32 protein-coding genes are annotated in these 21,135 nt (G+C 61.4%); 23 read left to right on the top strand and 9 right to left on the bottom strand.

Annotated elements, in window-relative coordinates; genetic code table 11:
* Positions 1 to 5: 5 nt before the first annotated feature.
* Both FME68_RS07895 and FME68_RS07890 read right to left on the bottom strand, forming a co-directional pair.
* Positions 6 to 311, bottom strand: coding sequence for a hypothetical protein (locus FME68_RS07895; RefSeq protein ID WP_102234687.1), 306 nt, complete (start codon positions 309 to 311; stop codon positions 6 to 8).
* Position 312: 1 nt separating this feature from the next.
* Complete coding sequence (locus FME68_RS07890; RefSeq protein ID WP_046648480.1) at positions 313 to 810, bottom strand: Asp23/Gls24 family envelope stress response protein; 498 nt, start codon at positions 808 to 810, stop codon at positions 313 to 315.
* Between the two features lie 648 nt (positions 811 to 1,458).
* Here FME68_RS07890 and rpsJ point away from each other — a divergent pair.
* Genes rpsJ through rpsQ form a run of 11 tightly spaced genes read left to right on the top strand, consistent with a single transcriptional unit; the run spans position 1,459 to position 6,627 of the window.
* Positions 1,459 to 1,764: a 30S ribosomal protein S10 gene (gene rpsJ / locus FME68_RS07885; protein WP_003848085.1), complete on the top strand. Its 306-nt coding sequence runs from the start codon at positions 1,459 to 1,461 to the stop codon at positions 1,762 to 1,764.
* A gap of 35 nt (positions 1,765 to 1,799) precedes the next feature.
* The gene (gene rplC, locus FME68_RS07880) at positions 1,800 to 2,456 is read left to right on the top strand and encodes a 50S ribosomal protein L3 (protein WP_046648479.1); all 657 of its coding nucleotides are present in this window, start codon (positions 1,800 to 1,802) and stop codon (positions 2,454 to 2,456) included.
* Positions 2,453 to 3,115: a 50S ribosomal protein L4 gene (gene rplD / locus FME68_RS07875; protein WP_010189650.1), complete on the top strand. Its 663-nt coding sequence runs from the start codon at positions 2,453 to 2,455 to the stop codon at positions 3,113 to 3,115. Before rplC ends, rplD begins: the two co-directional genes overlap by 4 nt.
* Positions 3,115 to 3,417, top strand: coding sequence for a 50S ribosomal protein L23 (gene rplW / locus FME68_RS07870; RefSeq protein ID WP_046648478.1), 303 nt, complete (start codon positions 3,115 to 3,117; stop codon positions 3,415 to 3,417). Before rplD ends, rplW begins: the two co-directional genes overlap by 1 nt.
* 35 nt (positions 3,418 to 3,452) lie before the next feature.
* The gene (gene rplB / locus FME68_RS07865; protein ID WP_010189648.1) at positions 3,453 to 4,289 is read left to right on the top strand and encodes a 50S ribosomal protein L2; all 837 of its coding nucleotides are present in this window, start codon (positions 3,453 to 3,455) and stop codon (positions 4,287 to 4,289) included.
* Positions 4,290 to 4,302: 13 nt separating this feature from the next.
* Entirely contained in the window at positions 4,303 to 4,581 is a 279-nt protein-coding gene (gene rpsS, locus FME68_RS07860) for a 30S ribosomal protein S19 (protein ID WP_010189646.1), read from the top strand.
* 3 nt (positions 4,582 to 4,584) lie between these two features.
* Positions 4,585 to 4,947 (top strand): 50S ribosomal protein L22, encoded by a 363-nt coding sequence (gene rplV, locus FME68_RS07855; RefSeq protein ID WP_010189645.1) that lies wholly within the window; start codon positions 4,585 to 4,587, stop codon positions 4,945 to 4,947.
* Positions 4,947 to 5,693, top strand: coding sequence for a 30S ribosomal protein S3 (rpsC, locus tag FME68_RS07850; protein WP_049157353.1), 747 nt, complete (start codon positions 4,947 to 4,949; stop codon positions 5,691 to 5,693). Before rplV ends, rpsC begins: the two co-directional genes overlap by 1 nt.
* A 3-nt stretch (positions 5,694 to 5,696) precedes the next feature.
* Positions 5,697 to 6,113, top strand: a complete 417-nt coding sequence (rplP, locus tag FME68_RS07845) for a 50S ribosomal protein L16 (protein ID WP_010189643.1) — start codon at positions 5,697 to 5,699, stop codon at positions 6,111 to 6,113.
* Positions 6,113 to 6,343, top strand: a complete 231-nt coding sequence (gene rpmC / locus FME68_RS07840) for a 50S ribosomal protein L29 (RefSeq protein WP_158397065.1) — start codon at positions 6,113 to 6,115, stop codon at positions 6,341 to 6,343. The genes rplP and rpmC overlap by 1 nt, the downstream gene beginning before the upstream one ends.
* Before the next feature lie 2 nt (positions 6,344 to 6,345).
* Positions 6,346 to 6,627 (top strand): 30S ribosomal protein S17, encoded by a 282-nt coding sequence (gene rpsQ / locus FME68_RS07835; RefSeq protein ID WP_010189641.1) that lies wholly within the window; start codon positions 6,346 to 6,348, stop codon positions 6,625 to 6,627.
* A 91-nt stretch (positions 6,628 to 6,718) separates the two neighbouring features.
* On the opposite strand, the gene FME68_RS07830 is transcribed toward rpsQ, so the two are convergent.
* Positions 6,719 to 7,111 (bottom strand): hypothetical protein, encoded by a 393-nt coding sequence (locus FME68_RS07830; protein WP_046648475.1) that lies wholly within the window; start codon positions 7,109 to 7,111, stop codon positions 6,719 to 6,721.
* On the bottom strand, positions 7,108 to 7,983 hold the full coding sequence (locus tag FME68_RS07825) for a carbohydrate kinase family protein (RefSeq protein ID WP_046648508.1): 876 nt from the start codon (positions 7,981 to 7,983) through the stop codon (positions 7,108 to 7,110). The genes FME68_RS07830 and FME68_RS07825 overlap by 4 nt, the downstream gene beginning before the upstream one ends.
* Positions 7,984 to 8,004: 21 nt before the next feature.
* On the opposite strand from FME68_RS07825, the gene FME68_RS07820 reads away from it, so the two are divergent.
* The 5 genes from FME68_RS07820 (at position 8,005) to rplE (ending at position 13,134) form a co-directional block, all read left to right on the top strand.
* The gene (locus FME68_RS07820) at positions 8,005 to 9,330 is read left to right on the top strand and encodes a glycoside hydrolase family 32 protein (RefSeq protein WP_158397063.1); all 1,326 of its coding nucleotides are present in this window, start codon (positions 8,005 to 8,007) and stop codon (positions 9,328 to 9,330) included.
* Between the two features lie 109 nt (positions 9,331 to 9,439).
* Positions 9,440 to 11,443, top strand: coding sequence for a sucrose-specific PTS transporter subunit IIBC (locus FME68_RS07815; protein WP_328287774.1), 2,004 nt, complete (start codon positions 9,440 to 9,442; stop codon positions 11,441 to 11,443).
* A gap of 450 nt (positions 11,444 to 11,893) precedes the next feature.
* The gene (rplN, locus tag FME68_RS07810; protein WP_158381166.1) at positions 11,894 to 12,262 is read left to right on the top strand and encodes a 50S ribosomal protein L14; all 369 of its coding nucleotides are present in this window, start codon (positions 11,894 to 11,896) and stop codon (positions 12,260 to 12,262) included.
* Positions 12,263 to 12,266: 4 nt separating this feature from the next.
* Complete coding sequence (rplX, locus tag FME68_RS07805; RefSeq protein WP_005527724.1) at positions 12,267 to 12,581, top strand: 50S ribosomal protein L24; 315 nt, start codon at positions 12,267 to 12,269, stop codon at positions 12,579 to 12,581.
* Between the two features lies 1 nt (position 12,582).
* Positions 12,583 to 13,134, top strand: coding sequence for a 50S ribosomal protein L5 (gene rplE, locus FME68_RS07800; protein ID WP_046648471.1), 552 nt, complete (start codon positions 12,583 to 12,585; stop codon positions 13,132 to 13,134).
* Positions 13,135 to 13,192: 58 nt separating this feature from the next.
* Here rplE and FME68_RS07795 read toward each other — a convergent pair whose 3' ends face one another.
* The 3 genes from FME68_RS07795 to FME68_RS07785 are packed head-to-tail and all read right to left on the bottom strand — an operon-like array spanning position 13,193 to position 15,764.
* The gene (locus FME68_RS07795; RefSeq protein WP_158381167.1) at positions 13,193 to 13,771 is read right to left on the bottom strand and encodes a hypothetical protein; all 579 of its coding nucleotides are present in this window, start codon (positions 13,769 to 13,771) and stop codon (positions 13,193 to 13,195) included.
* Positions 13,768 to 15,021: a hypothetical protein gene (locus FME68_RS07790; protein WP_158397061.1), complete on the bottom strand. Its 1,254-nt coding sequence runs from the start codon at positions 15,019 to 15,021 to the stop codon at positions 13,768 to 13,770. Before FME68_RS07790 ends, FME68_RS07795 begins: the two co-directional genes overlap by 4 nt.
* Positions 15,018 to 15,764 carry an ABC transporter ATP-binding protein gene (locus tag FME68_RS07785; protein WP_158381169.1) on the bottom strand — a complete coding sequence of 249 codons (747 nt, stop codon included), beginning with the start codon at positions 15,762 to 15,764 and terminating at the stop codon, positions 15,018 to 15,020. Before FME68_RS07785 ends, FME68_RS07790 begins: the two co-directional genes overlap by 4 nt.
* A 484-nt stretch (positions 15,765 to 16,248) precedes the next feature.
* Here FME68_RS07785 and FME68_RS07780 point away from each other — a divergent pair, with 484 nt between their 5' ends.
* Positions 16,249 to 17,034: a formate/nitrite transporter family protein gene (locus FME68_RS07780; RefSeq protein WP_158381170.1), complete on the top strand. Its 786-nt coding sequence runs from the start codon at positions 16,249 to 16,251 to the stop codon at positions 17,032 to 17,034.
* Here FME68_RS07780 and fdhD read toward each other — a convergent pair.
* Together fdhD and FME68_RS07770 are read right to left on the bottom strand one after the other, a co-directional pair.
* Entirely contained in the window at positions 17,003 to 17,854 is an 852-nt protein-coding gene (gene fdhD, locus FME68_RS07775) for a formate dehydrogenase accessory sulfurtransferase FdhD (protein WP_158397059.1), read from the bottom strand. The two genes, FME68_RS07780 and fdhD, sit on opposite strands and share 32 nt — an antisense overlap.
* Entirely contained in the window at positions 17,851 to 18,099 is a 249-nt protein-coding gene (locus FME68_RS07770; protein ID WP_158397057.1) for a DUF6457 domain-containing protein, read from the bottom strand. The genes fdhD and FME68_RS07770 overlap by 4 nt, the downstream gene beginning before the upstream one ends.
* Positions 18,100 to 18,409: 310 nt before the next feature.
* On the opposite strand from FME68_RS07770, the gene rpsH reads away from it, so the two are divergent.
* From rpsH to rplO, 6 genes are read left to right on the top strand one after another with little or no spacing between them, the layout of a single operon-like run.
* Positions 18,410 to 18,793: a 30S ribosomal protein S8 gene (gene rpsH / locus FME68_RS07765; protein WP_049157329.1), complete on the top strand. Its 384-nt coding sequence runs from the start codon at positions 18,410 to 18,412 to the stop codon at positions 18,791 to 18,793.
* 14 nt (positions 18,794 to 18,807) lie between these two features.
* Positions 18,808 to 19,344 (top strand): 50S ribosomal protein L6, encoded by a 537-nt coding sequence (gene rplF, locus FME68_RS07760; RefSeq protein ID WP_049157327.1) that lies wholly within the window; start codon positions 18,808 to 18,810, stop codon positions 19,342 to 19,344.
* Positions 19,345 to 19,347: 3 nt separating this feature from the next.
* The gene (rplR, locus tag FME68_RS07755; RefSeq protein WP_046648465.1) at positions 19,348 to 19,749 is read left to right on the top strand and encodes a 50S ribosomal protein L18; all 402 of its coding nucleotides are present in this window, start codon (positions 19,348 to 19,350) and stop codon (positions 19,747 to 19,749) included.
* Positions 19,750 to 19,789: 40 nt separating this feature from the next.
* Complete coding sequence (gene rpsE, locus FME68_RS07750; protein WP_158397055.1) at positions 19,790 to 20,416, top strand: 30S ribosomal protein S5; 627 nt, start codon at positions 19,790 to 19,792, stop codon at positions 20,414 to 20,416.
* Positions 20,417 to 20,419: 3 nt separating this feature from the next.
* On the top strand, positions 20,420 to 20,605 hold the full coding sequence (gene rpmD / locus FME68_RS07745; protein WP_010189565.1) for a 50S ribosomal protein L30: 186 nt from the start codon (positions 20,420 to 20,422) through the stop codon (positions 20,603 to 20,605).
* 3 nt (positions 20,606 to 20,608) lie between these two features.
* A complete protein-coding gene (rplO, locus tag FME68_RS07740) occupies positions 20,609 to 21,058 on the top strand; it encodes a 50S ribosomal protein L15 (RefSeq protein ID WP_070511323.1) in 450 nt (149 codons plus the stop codon).
* Positions 21,059 to 21,135 lie beyond the last annotated feature (77 nt).

Below are 21,135 nucleotides of genomic sequence, written 5' to 3'. Positions count from 1 at the left end.
TCCTTTTAGACCGCGTCGTCGAAGACAACGTCCACGCGGCGCACCGCGGGCCAAGTGGCGCGGACGGTGGTGCGGGTGGCGTCGCCAAGCTCGGCGAGGGGAACGCCAGCGCTGACATCAACGACGATGTGCAGCTCCAGGTGCGTGTCATCCTGCGGGCTGGGGCGGCGGATGCCGTGCACGCGCTCACCGGGGAAGAGCAGCGCGACCTCCCCGAACCGGCCGGGCGAAAGCTTGGCGACGCCCCTCAGATCCGTCACCGCCTCCGCTATGGACGTGGCAATGGGGAGGGTGAGCTCGGCAGAGGTCACGTTATGCCTGGCCCTGGGTAACTGCCGGGGCCGTTTCGGCGGACTCGTCTTCTTCGCGCGGCAGCTTGACGTCGTGGACGACGACGTCGACGCGATCGACGGACAGACCGGTCATGCGCTCGACCGCATTCATGATGTTGCGGCGAATAGCCTCGGCAAGCTCGTGGATGGCCACGCCGTACTCGGCGATGATAGCGATATCAATGGAGGCGGTGCCGTTGTTCACCTCGACGGAAACACCCTGGCGTACGTCCTCGGAAGCACCGAAGGATTCACGGATGGAGCCCATCATGCGGGCGCCACCGCCGCCGAGCGCGGCGACGCCGGAGACCTCGCGGGCGGCGATGCCGGCGATCTTGGACACAACGACATCATCGATGCGGGTGGTGCCAAAATCGGTCTCCAGGTTCTTGTTACGCTCCGGGGCAGGGGCCGGGGTGGCGTCGTTAGCCGGGGCGGTCTGCTCGGCGACGTCCTTGGGGGTGGTGTTTTCAGCCATGATGGATCCCTCTCACTGTGTAGTTGATTTAGGTCTGTATCTACGCCACGAGCTTAACCGCGAACGCGGAACACGGGGCGGCGGAAAGTCAATCCTTGGCCAAAACGTGATGTTACCCACTGTTTCTGCAGGAGTTTGGAAAACGCGAGGTTACGTGCTTAAATACAGGGGTTGCTTTAACACAGCGACGTAGCCGCAGGCTGATGCTTGTAGGGCGTTGTTGCTGGTAAAGCGAACATGACACCTTTGTTGTGGAGTTCTTCTAGGACTACACGCGAAGGTCATCCGATCGGGCTAGGTCCGCGCTTGAGCAGAGACAATCCCGAGAAGATGGACCGGAGAAGGGGCATGGCAAATAAACAGCGGCAGTATATGAATAAGACTTTGGTTGCGGATCTTTAAGATCTAACGCCCCGGTCTTCTTCCTATTTACTTTGACTACGGGTCTTGTACCCCGTCACGAGCACTGCACTCTGGGCTTTTGCCTTAAGTCACTCTCGTGGTCGTCATGACAGTCAGACAACTGGCGTTGAGCCATGGCTTCCAGCCCGGACAACGTTATAGAGAAATCGAGAAGCAATTTCCCACCGCTTCACGCCCCGGATAGGCCGGGAATGTGAAAGTGGGGAAGCGAGGAAGAGGATAAGCGTGGCGGGACAAAAAATCCGCATTCGGCTGAAGGCCTACGACCACGAGGCCATCGACGCTTCTGCTAAGAAGATCGTCGAGACCGTTACCCGTACGGGTGCTCGTGTTGTCGGCCCGGTGCCGCTCCCAACCGAGAAGAACGTATACGCCGTTATTCGTTCTCCGCACAAGTACAAGGACTCTCGCGAGCACTTCGAGATGCGCACTCACAAGCGCCTCATCGACATTCTCGACCCGACCCCGAAGACCGTTGACGCCCTTATGCGCATCGACCTTCCGGCAAGCGTCGACGTGAATATCCAGTAAACGATCGACACAACGTATTTGGTGGAGAACAAACAATGAGTGAAAACGAGATCAAGGGAATTCTGGGCACCAAGCTCGGCATGACCCAGGTCTTCGACGAGGAGAACCGCGTTGTGCCGGTGACCGTCGTCGAGGCTGGCCCGTGCGTGGTTACCCAGATCCGTACTGTAGAAACCGATGGCTACAACGCCATCCAGATTGCCTTCGGCGAGAAGGACCCGCGCAAGGTCAACAAGCCTGCAACCGGTCACTTCAAGAAGGCTGGCGTGACCCCGCGCCGTTACGTCGCTGAGATCCGTATGGACGATACCTCCGCATACGAGGTCGGCCAGGAGGTCAAGGTGGACATCTTCGAGGGTGTGACCTTCGTTGACGTCACCGGCACCACCAAGGGTCACGGCTACGCTGGCGCCATGAAGCGCCACGGCTTCGCAGGCCAGGGCGCTGCCCACGGTAACCAGGCTGCTCACCGCCGCGTTGGTGGCATTGGTGGCGCTTCGTTCCCGGGCCGCGTCTTCAAGGGTAAGCGCATGGCTGGCCGCATGGGCCAGGACCGCGTGACCACCCAGAACCTGAAGATTCAGAAGATTGATGCCGAGTCCAACCTGCTGCTCATCAAGGGTGCTATCCCGGGTGCGCGCGGTGGCCTCGTCACCGTTAAGACCGCAGTGAAGGGCGGTGCACACGCATGAGCAACCTCAAGCTAGACGTCCAGACCGCTGACGGTAAGACCAACGGCACCGTTGAGTTGCCGGCCGAGCTCTTTGACACCGAGGCATCCATTGCTCTGATGCACCAGGTTGTCAACGCACAGCTCGCTGCCGCTCGTCAGGGTACCCACAAGACCAAGACTCGCGGCGAGGTCCGCGGCGGTGGTCGCAAGCCGTTCCGCCAGAAGGGCACCGGCCGCGCCCGCCAGGGCTCCATCCGTGCTCCGCACTACACCGGCGGTGGCACCGTGCACGGCCCGGTCCCGCGTGACTACTCCCAGCGCACCCCGAAGCGCATGATCAAGGCTGCTCTCTACGGCGCACTGTCTGACCGTGCACGCAACGAGCGCATCCACGTCATCGAGGAGCTCGTCCCGGGCCAGACCCCGTCCACCAAGCAGGCCAAGGCTTTCATCGAGCGCCTCACCGACCGCAAGAATGTTCTTCTGGTCATCGGCCGCGAGGACATCAATGCTCGCCGCAGCGCCAACAACCTGCCGAACGTCCAGATCCTGGATGCCGGCCAGCTGAACACCTACGACGTCCTCTACTCGGACGACGTTGTGTTCTCCGTTGAGGCTCTGCACACCTTCGTCGAGCGCGCTACCGGCGCCGCCGAGGAAGCTAAGGAGGAGAAGTAATGGCTAAGCTCGCTAACCCGCGCGACGTCATCATCGCACCGGTTGTGTCCGAGAAGTCCTACGGCCTGATGGAGCAGAACGTCTACACGTTCTACGTCTCCACGGACTCCAACAAGACCCAGATTAAAGATGCCGTCGAGCAGATCTTCGGCGTGAAGGTTGCTTCCGTGAACACCGTGAACCGTGCAGGCAAGCGTAAGCGCACCCGCACCGGCTTCGGTCAGCGTAAGTCCACCAAGCGCGCCTACGTGACGCTCCGTGAAGGCAGCGACTCCATCGACGTCTTCGGCGCAGGCGCTTAAGCCCCACCGAAGAGCCGAAAGGAAAAGGAAGAATTATGGCTATTCGTAAGTACAAGCCGACAACTCCGGGTCGCCGCGCATCCTCCGTGTCTGAGTTCGAGGAAATCACTCGCTCGACCCCGGAGAAGTCCCTGCTGCGCCCGCTGAGCAAGACTGGTGGTCGTAACAACTACGGCCGCATCACCACCCGCCACATCGGCGGTGGCCACAAGCGCCGTTACCGTCTCATCGACTTCCGCCGTACCGACAAGGACGGCATCCCTGCAAAGGTCGCTCACATCGAGTACGACCCGAACCGTACCGCTAACATCGCCCTCCTGCACTACGCAGACGGCGAGAAGCGCTACATCATCGCCCCGAAGGGCCTGAAGCAGGGCACCATCGTTGAGGCTGGTCCGAACGCAGATATCAAGGTTGGCAACAACCTGCCGCTGCGCAACATCCCGACCGGTACCACCATCCACGCTGTGGAGCTCAAGCCGGGCGCTGGCGCTAAGCTGGCTCGCTCCGCTGGTGCCTCCATCCAGCTGCTGGGTAAGGAAGGCAAGTACGCCATCCTGCGTATGCCGTCCTCCGAGATTCGTCGCGTCGACATCCGTTGCCGCGCCACCGTCGGTGAGGTTGGCAACGCTGACCAGATGAACATCCGTTGGGGCAAGGCCGGCCGTATGCGTTGGAAGGGCGTCCGCCCGACCGTCCGCGGTGTCGTTATGAACCCGGTCGACCACCCGCACGGTGGTGGTGAGGGTAAGACCTCGGGTGGTCGCCACCCGGTGTCGCCGTGGGGCCACAAGGAGGGCCGCACCCGCAACCCGAACCGTTACTCGAACAACATGATCGTGCGCCGTCGTCGCCCGAACAAGAAGCGCTAAGAGGAGGTAAACAATGCCACGCAGCCTTAAGAAGGGCCCGTTCGTCGATGAGCACCTCCTCAACAAGGTTGATGCTCAGAACGAGGCCGGCACCAAGCAGGTCATCAAGACCTGGTCTCGCCGCTCCACCATCCTGCCCGACTTCATCGGTCACACCTTCGCCGTCCACGACGGTCGTAAGCATGTCCCGGTGTTCGTCGAGGACTCCATGGTTGGTCACAAGCTCGGTGAGTTCGCACCCACCAAGACCTTTAAGGGTCACGTTAAGGACGACAAGAAGGGACGTCGATAAGCGATGAGTGACACCATCACCTCCGCATCCGCAACGGCTCGCTACGTCCGCGTTACCCCGATGAAGGCACGCCGCGTCATCGACCTGGTCCGCGGTAAGTCCGTAGCCGAGGCACTTGCAATCCTGAAGTACGCTCCGCAGGGCGCCGCTGAGCCGGTTGCCAAGGTTGTTGCATCCGCAGCTGCCAACGCTGAGAACAACTTCGGTCTGGATCCGCGCACCCTGGTCATCTCCGAGGCATACGCCAACGAGGGTCCGACCATGCGTCGTTTCCAGCCGCGCGCACAGGGCCGCGCATTCATGATTCGTAAGCGCACCAGCCACATCACCGTGGTTGTCGAGAGCCAGAAGGAAGGGGCCAAGTAATGGGCCAGAAGATCCATCCTCACGGCCTACGTTTGGGCATCACTTCCGACTGGAAGACCCACTGGTACGCCGATAAGGACTACGCAAATTACGTAGCCGAAGACATCAAGATCCGCGAGTACCTGGAGAAGGGCCTCGACCGCGCCGGCATCGCCGACGTCGTCATCGAGCGCACCCGCGACCGCGTCCGCGTGGACATTCACACCGCCCGCCCGGGCATCGTGATTGGCCGCCGCGGTGCTGAGGCTGACCGCATCCGCCGCGAGCTGGAGAAGCTCACCGGCAAGATGGTCGCCCTCAACATCCTCGAGGTCAAGCAGGTCGACGCCAACGCAAACCTGGTTGCACAGTCCATCGCTGAGCAGCTGGTTAACCGCGTTGCTTTCCGCCGCGCAATGCGCAAGGCCATCCAGTCCGCTATGCGCCAGCCGCAGGTTAAGGGTATTAAGATCCTCCTGGCTGGTCGTCTGGGCGGCGCTGAGATGTCCCGCACCGAGCGCTACCACGAGGGTCGCGTTCCGCTGCACACCCTTCGCGCCGAGATCGACTACGGCACCGCAGAGGCCCACACCACCTTCGGCCGCATTGGCATCAAGGTGTGGATCTACAAGGGTGACGTTGTCGGTGGCGTCCGCGAGTCCGAACTGAACGCTCCGGCGCAGGGCCGTGGCCGCGGTGACCGCAACGGTCGTCCGCGTCGTGGTGGCCAGCGTCGCCAGCGCGCACAGCAGAAGCAGGAGGGCTAATCCATGCTGATTCCTAAGCGCGTCAAGTACCGTCGTCAGCACCGCCCGACCCGCTCGGGTGTGTCCAAGGGCGGTAACCGCATCAACTTCGGTGACTACGCCATCCAGGCTCTCGAGCCGGCGTACATCACCAACCGCCAGATTGAGGCCGCACGTATTGCCATCAACCGCCACGTCAAGCGTGGTGGCAAGGTGTGGATCAACATCTTCCCGGACCGTCCGCTGACCCAGAAGCCGCTCGGCGTGCGTATGGGTTCCGGTAAGGGTCCCGTCGAGAAGTGGGTTGCCAACGTTAAGCCGGGCCGCATCCTCTTCGAGATGACCTACCCGAACGAGGCTACCGCCATCGAGGCCCTGCGCCGCGCTGGTCAGAAGCTTCCGTGCAAGGTCCGCATCATCAAGAAGGAGGACCAGTTCTAATGGCTAACGGTATCCCCGCCCACGAGTTCCGCGAGCTCGACAATGCTGAGCTGGAGAACCGCCTGAAGGACGCGAAGGAAGAGCTCTTCAACCTTCGTTTCCAGAAGGCCACCGGCCAGCTGACCAACAACCGCCGCATCGGCACGGTTAAGCGCGACATTGCCCGCATCTACACCGTTCTGCGCGAGCGCGAGCTGGGCCTGTCCGTTGCTCCGGGAGCTGAGGCTTAATCATGAGTGAGGCAAACGTGAACACTAAGAAGGAAAAGGGCGCTCGCAAGACCCGCACCGGCATCGTTGTCTCCGACAAGATGAATAAGACCATCGTTGTCGAGCTCGAGGACCGCAAGCAGCACGCCCTCTACGGCAAGATCATGCGCACTAACAAGAAGGTTAAGGCGCACGACGAGAACGAGACCGCCGGCATCGGCGACCGCGTTCTCATCGCCGAGACTCGCCCGCTGTCCAAGGACAAGCACTTCCGTCTCGTCGAGATCGTGGAGAAGGCTAAGTAATATCTAGCCCTCTTCTACGTGAATAGCCCCCACGATAACCGTGGGGGCTATTTTTGATCCTGCAAGGCGCTCTTCTACGAGACCAGCTCCTCTAGCGCGTGCCGCGGTATGTGAGCGCAATGGCAAGGCAAAACGCATTGAGCACCGTGCCGACCGCGAGAAGGAACGTGCCGATGCGGTAGGGCGTAGTGCTGGTCACGTCGATGGTGTTAAAGATCTGAACCCAGACCAACCAGCCTGCGATGAGCGTGCCCGCCCCGAGGGCGGTGAGCGCGCGGAGGCCACGGGTGGGGCGTTGGGCGGGGGAGAAGGCGTGGTAGGAGGCGTCGATAAGCGCTAGCACGGCAAGGATGATCGATGTCCAGGCCGCGACGGGCACCGGGAGCAGGGCCGAGGTGCCGAAGAATACCGGCAGGAGGAAACATATCGCGACGAGAACGAGGAGGACCGCGTTTAAGACGGCTGTGCGCAGGGGATAGTTCATAGCCGTGCCTCTACTTCGGTGCGTGTGGGCGGCTGGGCGCCGGTGCGTGAGACTGTGATGGCCGCGGCAGCCGCCGCAAACTGCAGGATCTCGCGCCAGTCTTCGGCGCTGAGCTCGGCTGCATTCCCGTCTCGTTCCGCCAGAAGAGTCAGGAGTGCAGCCATAACCGTGTCGCCCGCGCCGATGGTGTCCGCCACCTCGACGTTCACCGGCGGGACCTCCAACGACACCGACGCCGTGCGCACGCTCAGCCCGTCCGCCCCGCGCGTGGTGACCACCACCGGTACCTGCTCCAGTGCCCCAGCCCCAAGGAAATCAACCTCTTCTTCACTGAGCTTCAGCAGCGTGACGTGAGGAAGCAGACTCAGCAGGAACTCGCGGTGCTCCGCAGTGGCGAAGAAGGGCCGGATGTTCGGGTCCAGCGCCACCTTCGTCCCGCGCGCAGCCAAGTCCTGGAGAAGCGCGGCATAACGCGAGGCGCCCGGCTCCAGCGCTAGGGAGACGGTGCCGAAGCAGGCCCAGGGGACGTCGGCAAGCGCGGGCTCTACCAGGCGGTCGGCAGTACCCTCCGTGTAAAAGGAATAGGTTGCCGAGCCGTCGTCGGCGATGTTGCACACCGCCAGCGTGGTGGGTTCCTCGCCGCGCTGCACAAGGGAGGTGTCCACGCCCTCCTCGGTGAGACGCTCCACCAGCGCACAGCCGAATGCATCCTTCGATAGACGGGACTGAAAGCCCACGTCAGCGCCCAATCGCCCGGCTGCCACCGCCACGTTGAAGGGGCCGCCACCCAGCGCCGGTTGGAGGTCAGCCAGCTGCCCGCGGCCACGCGGAACAAGATCAACGAGGCCTTCGCCACACACCATAATGTCCATAGAGCCCATACTATCGAGGGCATGAACTACCGTCCGCTTTTTCATCTCTCCCCGCCCTCCGGCCGCTTGAATGACCCGAACGGAATCTTTGTTGATGGCGATACTCTGCACGTCTACTACCAGCACGACCCGTGCTTCCCACACGCTAAGAAACAAACGGGGTGGGGGCACGCAGTAGCATCGCTGAGCGCCGCGCAACCGTGGCGGCACTACCCGGACGCGCTGTTTCCCATCCGTGAGCATGACGCCCACGGCTGCTACTCGGGCGGCGCAGTGGTCGACGGCGAGGACGTCTGGCTGTTCTATACCGGCAACCTCAAGCGCGATGGCGTACGGATTCCCTCGCAGAACCGCGTGCGCGTGGTGGACCCCTCCGGCCCGGCAGGTGGTTTCTACGAACACGACCCGGCCAACCCACTCATCAATGGGCCCGCGGAGGGGTTCACGGGACACTACCGGGATCCCCAGATCACCCGTGATGATGCGGGCTGGCGCATGGTGCTCGGCGCGCAAGCGGAGGATGAAACGGGGCACGTGGTGCTCTACCGCTCCACGGACTTGGCACAGTGGTCCTTAGAAGGCGCCCTCACCTTTGATACCTCGAGTGCTCAGCCGGGCCTGAGTCCGGACCTCGTGCCGGGTGGTTACATGTGGGAGTGCCCCAACCTGCTCAGGCTCCAGGATCGCGCGACGGGGGAGGACAAGGATGTCTTGGTCATCTGCCCGCAAGGTCTTGAGCCGGTGCTTGCCGACGACACCACGCACTACGCTTCCTCCGACCAGTGCGGCTACCTCGTGGGCCGGCTCGATGGCACGGTCTTTCACGTGGAGCGTGGTTTTAGTGAGTTGGACTATGGCCACCAGTTCTACGCGCCACAGCTGGTGGAGAAGGACGGCGAAGCCATCATGCTGGGCTGGATGGGCCTGCCCGCGCAGGATGACACCCCGACGGTTGCCCAGGGCTGGGTCCACACGCTCACCTTGCCGCGGCGCGTGTGGTTGGAAGATGGCTGGTTGCGCCAGGCACCGTTGTGGTCGCTGCCGACTGTGCCGGCGGAGGCAGCACGCGCTGAGTTCGGTTCGGTAGCCACGTTGACGGCCGGCGAGGGAACGTACGTGCTTGTCGACGCCTCCGGTGCCGACGCCTTCCGCGTCACCTACGGCGAGGGAGAACTACGCTTGGTCGCGGGCGACGACGAGCGCGTCGTGCCGTGCCCGGCGGGGTCTGTGGAGCTCATCGCGGATGGCTGTGCGGTCGAAGTCTTCGCGGGAGATGGGCGGATTGCGGGGGCGTCGGCGATTTTTGGTGCCAGCGATGCTCGGTGGAAGGGCTGGATTGCCCGTTAGGGTGTGAATCTTCCTATATTCATGTCCGAATGCTTGGCTTTCTGTGGGGTGGCGTGTCTAATGGAAGGTGACACTAAATAATTCATCTCACTCTAGGAGGCACAGCGGCGTGGAACACTCACAAGTCGCGGAGCGAATCCTGAAAGCCATCGGCGGCGAAGACAACATCGTGGCGCTCGCGCACTGCGCCACCCGCCTGCGCATGGTGCTCAAAGACAGCAAGAAGGTCGACAAGGCCGCCCTGGAAAACGATCCGGACCTCAAGGGCATCTTTGAGGCCGGCGGCATGTTCCAAGTCATCGTTGGCCCGGGCGATGTCAACATCGTCTTCGACCAGCTCAACAAGATAACCACCAAGGACATCGCGGTCTCCACCGACAAGCTCAAGGACATCGCCGCCGATTCCGGCAACTGGTTCTCCCGCGCGGTGAAGGTCCTCGCGGATATCTTCGTGCCGCTCATCCCGATTCTGGTCGGTGGCGGTCTGCTCATGGCGCTCAATAACGTGCTCACCGTCAACGGCCTTTTTGGCGAGCAGTCAGTCATTGAGATGTTCCCGGCTATGGCCGATGTCGCCGGGCTTATCAACCTCCTGGCTTCCGCGCCGTTTGCGTTCTTGCCTATTTTGGTGGGCTTTACCGCCACCAAGCGCTTCGGCGGCAACGAGTTCCTCGGCGCCGGCATGGCTATGGCGATGGTGATGCCGGACCTGGTCAACGGTTACCAGGTAGCCGCGACCATCGAAGCGGGGGAGATGACCTACTGGAACATCTTCGGCCTCGACGTGGCCCAAGCCGGCTACCAAGGCTCCATCCTGCCCATCCTCGTCATCGCCTGGATTCTTGCCACGATTGAGAAGTTCCTGCACAAGCACCTCAAGGGTACGGTGGACTTCCTGCTTACCCCGCTGCTGACGTTGCTGGTGACGGGCTTCATCACCTTTATTGCGGTGGGTCCGGTCCTGCGCACTGCCGGCGACATGCTCGGTGCTGGTCTGAATGACCTCTACACGTTCGCCGGCCCGGTGGGCGGCTTCATCTTTGGTCTGTTCTACTCGCCGATTGTCATCACGGGTCTGCACCAGTCCTTCCCGCCGATTGAGACGATGCTGTGGAACGAGGGCGGCTCCTTCATCTTTGCGGTGGCTTCCGTGGCCAACATTGCCCAGGGTGGTGTGGCCCTGGCGGTCTACTTCCTGGCCCGCTCTGAGAAGCTCAAGGGCCTGTCCGGTGCTTCGGGTGTGTCCGCGCTCTTCGGCATCACCGAGCCCGCCATCTTCGGTGTGAACCTGCGCTTGCGCTGGCCGTTCTACATCGGCATGGGTGCGTCCGCGATTGCAGCGACACTCATTGCGCTTTTCGACGTCAAAGCCACCGCCCTCGGCGCCGCCGGCTTCATCGGCTTCGTGTCCATGCGCCCCGAGGACTACACGCAGTTCTTCATCTGCGCCTTTACCTCTTTGATCCTCGCTTTCGGCGTTGCCTTTGCCTATGGCCGCTACCTGATTGCCAAGAACGGTTCCATCGATCCTGATGAGACCGGTGCTGCTACCGGTGCCGGCGGCGCGGTACCTGCTGCCACCGCTGACCCGAACGCCTATCGCGTGGCCTCCCCGCTGGCTGGTACTGCTATCGCTTTGGAGTCGGTCTCGGATCCGATGTTCGCGGCGGGCAAGCTGGGCGCCGGCGCGGCCGTCGAGCCCACAGAGGGGCGCCTTGTCTCCCCGATCGACGGTAAGGTCACCGTCACCTTCCCCTCCAAACACGCGTATGCCGTGCGCGGCAAGGACGCCGACGGCAACAACGTGGACATTCTCATGCACATCGGGTTCGATACCGTGAACCTGAAGGGCGAACACTTCACCTCGCTCGTCTCCAAAGGCGATGAGGTGAAAGCCGGCGACCTCCTCTGCGAGTTCGACATTGATGCGATCAAGGCAGCCGACTACCCGGTGACCACGCCGGTCGTCGTCTCCAACTCGAAGAAGACGGGTCCGGTCCTCCCGGCCTATGCCACGGGCGAGGAGATCTCCTTCGGCGATGAGCTTCTGACGGTGGACCCGAAGCCGGAACCGGCTGATGCAGCACCTGCCGCATCAGCCTCCAAGGCGTAGGAGCTCCGGCCACGGCGAAGACCTAAAGCCCTCGCCCGCCGCTCCTAAAAGTGCAGACCTGAAAGTGCAGACGTGCTGCGTGCTGTCAAGCACTGCGCGTGACTTCACGATGTCCACCAGCACCTCTGCACTTTCAGGTCTGCACATGTGCGTCTTAAGGGCGCAGACGCGAGGGAGGGGGGTATGCCGCATGGGAGCCCCGTCATGCAACCGGGGTGTGGGAAGTGGTGAGGCGTGCAATTTGGGGAAACAGTCTAAGGCATGCTTGAATGTATGGGTTGCATATGGCCGGTCGGTGCAGCGCGATGCGTTTCCGAATCGCCGCACCGAGACCCTTCGACCGCTGTGAACAGCGAGTTCGTCGCACAGCCTGTGCCACGTAAGCAAGTAGACCAGGTGTGTCAAGGACGGAAATCTTGACGCACGTTAATCCAGGTCAGGAGACCCATAGTGATTCAGCAAGAATCGCGTCTGCGCGTCGCCGACAACTCCGGTGCACGAGAGATCCTCGTCGTCCGTGTTCTCGGCGGCTCCGTTCGACGTTTCGCTGGCATTGGTGACATCGTCGTCGCCACTGTCAAGGAAGCCATCCCGGGTGGCAACGTAAAGGAAGGCGACATCGTCAAGGCCGTCATCGTGCGCGCCAAGAAGGAGACCCGTCGTCCGGACGGCTCCTACATCGCATTCGATGAAAACGCCGCAGTTATTCTCAAGGGTGACAACGAGCCGCGCGGTACCCGCATCTTCGGCCCGGTTGCTCGCGAACTTCGTGACAAGCGTTTCATGAAGATCGTTTCTCTCGCACCGGAGGTGATCTAGTCTTATGAAGATTCATAAGGGCGATATGGTGATCGTTATTTCGGGCCCGGACAAGGGCGCGAAGGGCAAGGTCATCGAGGCATACCCGAAGCGCGACAAGGTCCTCGTTGAGGGCGTTAACCGCGTCAAGAAGCACGTTGCTAACTCTGCTACCGAGCGTGGCGCCGAGTCCGGCGGAATCGTGACCCAGGAAGCTCCGATCCACGTGTCCAACGTTGCGATCGTTGACTCCGAGGGCAACCCGACCCGCGTGGGCTACCGTTTCGACGAAAACGGCAAGAAGGTCCGCATCGCACGTAGCAACGGGAAGGACATCTAACATGAGCGAGAACTACACTCCGCGTCTGAAGACCCGCTACCGCGAGGAAATCAAGAAGGCTCTGAACGAAGAGTTCAAGTACGACAATGTGATGCAGATTCCGGGCGTCACCAAGGTTGTTGTCAACATGGGTGTGGGCGACGCTGCCCGCGACTCCAAGATGATCAACGGCGCTCTCGAGGACCTTACCGCTATCACCGGCCAGAAGCCGCAGGTGCGCCGCGCTAAGAAGTCCATCGCTAACTTCAAGCTCCGTGAGGGCATGCCCATCGGCGCACGCGTTACCCTGCGCGGCGACCGCATGTGGGAGTTCCTGGACCGCCTGCTGACCATCGCGCTGCCGCGTATTCGCGACTTCCGCGGTCTCTCCGACCAGCAGTTCGACGGCCACGGCAACTACACCTTCGGCCTCACCGAGCAGACTATGTTCTACGAGATCGACATCGACAAGGTGGACCGCCCGCGTGGTATGGACATCACCGTCGTGACCTCCGCTACCAACGACGAGGAGGGCCGCAAGCTCCTGCGCGAGCTCGGCTTCCCGTTCAAGTAAATAGCGCTTGAGGAATTCCCCCGGCACTCCGTGAAGGAGGCCGGGGGATTTTTGAGTTTTAGTACCGGCGGCGAAGCCACGCAGCCGCGCCCACAAGGAAGAGAGCGGCGCACACGATGGCAACGATGGGAGACATACCTTGGCCGAGGGAATTGCCCAGTGGGGTGGTCTCCCCCATGTACCAGGGGAAAAGGGGCGCTAGCAATGACAGCGGGAGCGCAATTCCCGCAGATGCCTTTGAATCCAGTGCGCTACGCAGCGTTAACGCGAGGCCAACTGCAGCGAGACAGAAAAGGATCGTGGATGCTGAATGAAGAGGAACCACCCCAATGAACAATCCGAACCCGAATACAGCGGTCCACGCTGTGGTAGCTGCGCCCAACAAGGTAATTTTCTCTTCGTGTAGCGAACGGGCCGTGCTGGTGGCTTCGTATTTCTCGTCCCATGAACTATTCAGCAAAGCCAGTATGGAGCCTGCGACGAGCAGTGGCAGCAGGTTGAAAACGAACACGGGACGGTTCAGTGGCGCTCCGAAGAGCTGTGGTACGGCCAGGTTATCTAGGAACTGCGCCACCACGCCAAGGCTGAGGATTAAGAAGAACTCCGGCCAACGGCGAAGTCTTAAGTAAGGGCTCATTGTGCAACCCCCAGTGGCGGTAGCTCGGAGCCGCACTTCTGCATGGTGTGAACAAAGGGAGCCAGAGCCTTGGCTTGCTCCGCGGGTGAACGGTGCGAAAGCTCGTTTTCAATCCAGGCGCGCGCAGGAGTAGTTGAGCCCTGTGCGCTGAGGGTAGAAAACCTGTCGTCCTCCGTTCTGAACGCATACGTGGCCCAGTCCGAAAGTACCTGGTGTGCATTGCGAGAGGCAGAAGTTTCTTCGCAGGGGCGCTGAGCGCGCAGCGCCGCAGCTTGAGCCTCAAAAACCCGCGTGTACAGGGCCGCTGGGCTCGCAACTGTTTGGGATAACTCCGTCGTGTGCTCGGAGCCGGGTTGGCCGTATGTACCGGTGAGGGGAGGAAGACCGGCGTCGACAAGCACCTGCGTGAATTCCTGCCAGTGCGCGTCTGCAGCTAAGACGAGTGCGTGGTCTTCTGGCCAACTGCAGTATCGCTGTTTGTTCGCATCCCGGGTGCAGCTTGCCGACGCCTCCGTGATGTCCCGTGCCCGCGTACCTTGGGGCCCCACTGCGGCGGAGCCAACAGCGGCGACGGTGATGATGGCTAGGAGACTCAGCACGGTGTAACGCGGGGCCGGGTGGTGGCGTGTCAGTGCGGCAAGGACACAGGCACTTAAGGCCGCTACCATGACGGCAGAAATTGCGACCGAAGCCACCCGTGGCTGCCGGGCGATCAGCTCATACCCATTGCCGGGGAAGAAAAGAAAGCGTAGGGAAGCCGGTGCGGAATCCGCACACGCCGATACCACGCACAAAGCTATCGTGAGGAGTGCTGCGAGTAACGCGGCGAGAAGCCGGCGCCGGACAAGGACACCCAAGCTCGCACCGAGAACCGCACACAGCACAACCCACACAAGGCTGCTAATGATGACGAGGAACCATGGAGAGCCGCCCACGGGTGCGGTATAGACAAACCCTGCCAGGATCATGAAGCCGATAAGAATGCTGGCCAGTCCCCATACCAGCGCCCGGCCGACGAGAAGTGCTGCTGTGCGAGCGTGCGAGGTGGATGTGGAGCGCAGAAACGTAGCGTCCTGGCTTCCTGAGTCCCATGCAGCAATACTTGCGAGAAGTACGCCCGTAGCCGCGGCGACAACCGCACAGATTGCGGTGGCCTCTGGCCAGGAACCGGCGACGTTACTGCCCCGCGCAGAGGCAAAACTCAGCAGTGCGGTGAAGAGTACAACAGGAATGAAGCGAACGTGTCTCACAAAGCAGTCCCTCCCTGTGTCCCGTCGGTAGCTTGTTCGGTGACGGCGCAGAATCCTTGTTCCACGGAGCCGTACCTTTCGATGAAATCTGCAACAGAAGAATCGGCTGCGATGCACCCGCGATGAAGAATGAGCGCGCGATCGGCGGAGTCCATATCGGCCGCGATGTGCGTAGACATGAGGACAGTGGTGCCGTTGGAGGCCATGTCACGCAGTGCGTGGATGAGTGAGGATCGGTGGTGTGGGTCGAGGCCTGCGGTGGGTTCGTCGAGAAGCAGCACATCTGGCTCGTGGACAATGCCCGCCGCGACCATGGCGCGGCGCTGCATTCCACCGGACATCGCGCGCAGGCGAGTAGTGCTGTGGTCCTCCAAGCCCATTATCCGCAAGGCATTGACCGCGTGGTGGCGTGCTGTCGCGCGGGCCAGTCCGCGCAGCCAGCCAACGTCTGCTACGAAATCCACTGCGCGTTGCGCCGGATCAAAGACACTGCGTTGCGGAACCCAGCCGACGCGCTGCCGCCAAGAGTCGGAACGGCGGACATCTTCACCACCCACGAAGACGGTTCCTGTCGGCGGGCGTAGCTCACCGGCGATGAGCTGCATGAGTGTGCTTTTCCCCGCGCCATTTGCGCCGAGGAGGACGGTGAGCCCTGGGGGGAGGCCAAATGATATATCGCGAACAACCTCAGCGCGGGCGGAGTAGCCGTAACTGAGGCTGTTAATAGAAATCGAAGAATTCATCTAGTGGACTGAGGCGGCTCCGCCTTCTGCATGATCCCAAGGGGTCGGGCAGTCTAGGACGAGCCGCTTGGTGCTTCCTGGGCTCACAGTTGCGCTGGTGTGTTGATCTGGTGATGCAGGTTTACAATTGATCCACATCTCCGCAATTACGTCGTGGTTGGTATTGTTCTGGCAATCTGTAGAGGCGTGACTACCTTCAAATTGGATCGTGTCGCAATCAGCTTGATCTGCAGGGGCTGCATAAGCAGTGCTGGTGGCGGCATTTGCTAGCGCACCGATTGTAGTGAGCGCAGCAAGCCCGAGCGCTTTGCACTTTTTCAAAGTGGTTCCTTTCATCTCAAAGTGATCCCTTTTGTCTAGGGCAATTTCATTATATATAACAGGGAACTAATGTCAATAAGGTTTATGCTCCCAAGATCCTCAAATGGGATGCAAGGGAGTACGATACAAAGGTCTCTGAAATCTCTATCGTGCGAGGTAATCGATGTCCTTGAATGATGCTGCTGCGGCGGCCGTCACGAAAAAGGTTGCGCTGCTCGATGAGTCCTTTGGCCGGTTCGCCGTGCGCTCCACCCTGGCAGGTGTGTACCTCGCCATCGGCACGGCGTTTGCTGCGGTGATGGGGGTGGGCGTCGAGAAGCATGCGGAAGGCATGGGCTCGCTGGTCTTTGCCTGCCTGTTCGGCTTGGGCCTGTTTGCCATCGTTCTTCTCGGCGCGGAGCTGGCCACCGGCAACATGATGTACATGGTCTATGGCGCCGTAACAAAGCAGGTGGGCTGGGGCAAGGGAATGTGGCTTTTAGTAGTCACCACGCTCTTCAATTTGGTGGGCGTTGCGCTCTTCGCCGTTGCCATGGGAGCGTCAGCGAAGCTGGGTGGTATTGCCCCGGATCACCTCATCGCCACGCTATCGATGGGCAAGCTGACCAAGGGGCCAGGCGGCATGTTCGTGGAGGCCATCCTGGCTAACTTCGTGGTCAATATGGCGATTGTGGGAGCAGTTTTTGCCAAAGACATCGTCTCCAAGTTCTTCGTCATCGTGCCGATTATCGCCTGCTTCGTGGGTTTGGGTCTCGAGCACGTCATTGCGAACTTCTGCCTCATGCTCTTGACCTTCTTCTGCGCCAGCCCGCTGCCGGAGGGCTTTACCCTTGGCGCGGTGCTGGCCAACTGGTCCATCGTGTGGGTAGGAAACCTCATTGGTGGTGGCTTCTTTATTGGTGGGGTGTACGCCTGGCTTAACTCCGGCCCGGAAGCCTATCGCGACTAAGCTCGCCCGAATAGAGGTTGAAGCGGTCCCCGCGGGCAAAGCCAACGAGCGCCATACCGGTCTCCCGGGCGGTCTCAACTGCCAGTGATGAGGCTGCGGAGACCGCGACGAGCATGCCGAAGCCGGCCATGGCAGCCTTGTTGACCAGCTCGAAGCTGGCGCGCGAGCTCATGACCAGGATGAGGTCGCTGGCAGGCAGCATGCCGTCCATGAGCAGGTGGCCAATGACCTTGTCGGCGGCGTTGTGGCGGCCGACGTCCTCGCGGACGACGATGGGCTCGCCGTCGAGAGTGAATGCGCCTGCGGCGTGGATGCCGCCGGTCTTGCGGAACTGTTTTTGCTCCGCCTTCAGAGCATCGGGAAGCTGAGCGACGACCCTCGGATCCACCGGCACGCGCGGAATCTCGTAGCGTGACTGCTTCATGAGCGCCTCGATAGAAGAGGTACCGCACACGCCGCAGGCAGAGGTCGTCGTGGTGAGGCGCAGATCCGCGAGGGTAAGCGCATGGGGGGTAGCCAGCTCCACGTCGAGAAGGTTATAAGGATTGCGGCCATCCACCGAGGCCCCAGCGCAGTAGCGGGCCTCGTGGACGTCGCTGGCCTTTTCAATGTGGCCTTCGGAGTGGAGGAAGCCGTGCGCCAGCTCGACGTCGTGTCCCGGCGTGCGCATCGTTGTCGTCAGCGTCTGTCCGCCCACGCGGATCTCCAGAGGCTCCTCGCCGGCGACGGTATCGCCGCGGGTATCGGCCTGGGTGACGTGGCCCTCCTCATCGAGGCGCACCTTGGTTACGGCAAAGGTGGCGTTAATGCGCCCGCTCATCGGTTGAGGGCCTCCTTCAAGGTGGCAATGTGCGCGCGAGCTTCGTCGACGTCCTTCGATGCCAAACCAACCAAATACGCCGTCAGCGGGGCAGCGGGGCGGGATTGGGTATGGGCCACGTCTTTGGTGAGGTCAAGCAGCTCTTTGATGAGGGCGGTGGCGTCGGTCGGGGAGACGTCGAGAAGCTCGGCGGCCTCCTGGAGCCACTGGTGGGCGGTGCGGATGGGGTCTGGTGTTTCACTCATGGCTTCTCATGCTAACGCGTTTTGGAAAACAGCATGTCAAGGGTAGAGTAATCCGACGGACTTGCATTTTTCCTCCTCCCGCGCCGTGAAAACAGCGCAGGAGGTGCGCAAATGTGCCAAGCCGGAAGAATTGAACATATCTACTTTGTTGTAGGCCCCTCGCCGTAGATAGCGGACCGTTGTCTGTATCAAAGGGTGGCGAGCGCCTCGCGGTATTGACCGCGGGGAGCGTGAGTAGCCCGAAATCACACGGAAAACGCTTTGGTGGGCATTACGGGAACCGCAACGAGAAAGGTTACAGGTCACTCATATGACTATGACTGATCCTATTGCCGACATGCTGTCGCGCGTGCGCAATGCATCTAATGCGCACCACGACGTCGTGTCGATGCCGACCTCCAAGATCAAGGCCAACATCGCTGAGATCTTGAAGCAGGAAGGCTACATCGCTGACTACTCCGTCGAGGGCCACGAGCTGACCCTCGAGCTTAAGTACAACAACCGTGAGCGTTCCCTCTCGGGTCTGCGTCGCGTGTCTAAGCCGGGTCTGCGTGTGTACGCAAAGTCCACCGAACTGCCGCAGGTTCTGGGCGGCCTGGGCGTGGCCATCATTTCCACGTCTCAGGGTCTGCTTACCGACCGTCAGGCTCAGGAGAAGGGTGTAGGCGGAGAAGTTCTCGCCTACGTCTGGTAAGGGAGGATTGACACATGTCTCGTATCGGTCTAGCACCTATCGCCGTCCCGAAGGGCGTCGAGATCACCATCAACGGCCAGGTTGTCAACGTTAAGGGTTCCAAGGGCACCCTCGAGGTTGAGCTGCCGGAGCCGATCACCGCAGCCGTCGAGGACGATGAGATCAAGGTCTCCCGTCCGGATGACGACCGCAAGAACCGCGCCCTGCACGGTCTATCCCGCTCCCTGGTCAACAACGCCGTTGTTGGCGTGACCGAGGGCTACACCAAGAAGATGGAAATCTTCGGTGTCGGTTACCGTGTCCAGCAGAAGGGCAAGGACCTGGAGTTTTCTCTGGGCTACTCCCACCCGATCCTCATCGAGGCTCCGGAGGGCATCACCTTCGCTGTGGATGGCGCAACCAAGCTCTCCGTATCTGGTATTGACAAGCAACTGGTTGGACAGGTCGCCGCGTACATCCGCCGCCTGCGTAAGGACGATCCTTACAAGGGCAAGGGTATTCGCTACGACGGCGAGCAGGTCCGCCGCAAGGTCGGAAAGACGGGTAAGTAAGCAATGGCTAACACTGAAAACGCAAAGCGCACCCCGGTTGGCAAGGACATTTCCTCGCGTCGTCGTGAAGCACGCGCGCGCCGCCACTTCCGCATCCGTAAGACCCTCCGCGGCACCCCTGAGGCACCGCGTCTGGTCGTGCACCGCTCCTCCCGCCACATGCACGTCCAGGTCATCGACGACCTGGCCGGCCACACCCTGGCTGCAGCTTCCTCCATGGAAGCCGACGTGCGTGCACTCGAGGGCGATAAGAAGGCCAAGGCTGCCAAGGTAGGCCAGCTCATCGCTGAGCGCGCCAAGGCCGCTGGCATCGAGCAGGTCGTCTTCGACCGTGCAGGCTACAAGTACCACGGCCGCGTTGCTGCGCTGGCCGACGCCGCTCGCGAAGGTGGTCTGCAGTTCTAATGATTAAGGCATACGGAAACATCAACGGAAGGAACGCCTAATGTCGGACCGTGAACAGCGTGACGGCGGACGCTCCGCCGAGAACAACAACGACCGCAAGGGTCGCAACAACGGCCGTCGTAACGACCGCCGCAACCACCAGGACAACGAGCGCGATAAGTACATCGAGCGCGTTGTGACCATCAACCGCGTCGCTAAGACCGTTAAGGGTGGCCGCAACATGTCCTTCACCGCTCTCGTCGTCGTCGGCGACGGCCAGGGCATGGTGGGCGTCGGCTACGGCAAGGCCAAGGAAGTCCCGGCCGCAATCCAGAAGGGTGCAGAAGAGGCTCGCAAGAACTTCTTCCGCGTTCCGATGATTGCTGGCACCATTACCCACCCGGTTGAGGGTCGCGACGCAGCTGGCATCGTCATGATGAAGCCGGCCGCTCCGGGTACCGGTGTCATCGCCGGCGGTGCTGCTCGCCCGGTGCTTGAGTGCGCTGGTGTGCAGGACATTCTGTCGAAGTCCCTGGGCTCCGACAACGCTCTCAACGTCGTCCGCGCTACCGTGGACGGCCTCAAGCAGCTGGTTCGTCCGGAGGAAGTTGCCGCACGTCGTGGCAAGTCCCTCGAGGACGTCGCACCGGCCCAGATGCTGCGCAAGCGCGCAGGTCAGGAGGCATAAGCAATGGCTCTGAAGATTACTCAGGTAAAGGGCCTTGTGGGCACCAAGCCGAACCACCGCGCAAACATGGAGTCGCTTGGTCTCAAGCGCATCGGTCACTCTGTGGTTAAGCAGGACACCCCGATCATCCGCGGTATGGTTCACAAGGTGCGTCACCTGGTCACCGTCGAAGAAGTGGCAGGGGAGTAAACCATGGCTGATATCATCAAGCTCCACGACCTGCGCCCGGCCGCAGGCTCCAACAAGCCCAAGACCCGCGTCGGCCGCGGTGAGGCATCCAAGGGTAAGACCGCTGGTCGCGGTACCAAGGGCACCGGTGCTCGTAAGCAGGTTTCCGCTGCTTTCGAGGGTGGCCAGATGCCGATCCATATGCGTCTGCCGAAGCTCAAGGGCTTCAAGAACCCGAACCACGTTGAGTACCAGGTAGTCAACGTTGCTGACCTCGCAGAGGCTTTCGCTAACGGTGGCGACGTCACCGTTGCGGACATCGTCGCTGCTGGCCTGGTTCGCAAGAACCAGCCGGTCAAGGTTCTGGGCAACGGCGACATCAACGTTAAGTTGAACGTCACCGCTGACAAGTTCTCCAAGTCTGCTGTCGAGAAGATCGAGGCTGCTGGCGGCACCGCCACCGCAACCAAGTAATTCTCTTACAGGCTCTGTGAGAGCCACTGCCCTCCCGGGCGCCACCTTTCGGTGGCCTTCGGGAGGGCTTCTGGCGT

The organism is Corynebacterium hiratae, assembly GCF_009708045.1.
Lineage (GTDB): Bacteria > Actinomycetota > Actinomycetes > Mycobacteriales > Mycobacteriaceae > Corynebacterium > Corynebacterium hiratae.
Note: the sequence above shows the minus strand (reverse complement) of the source record. Positions and strands in the feature narration are given on the sequence as shown.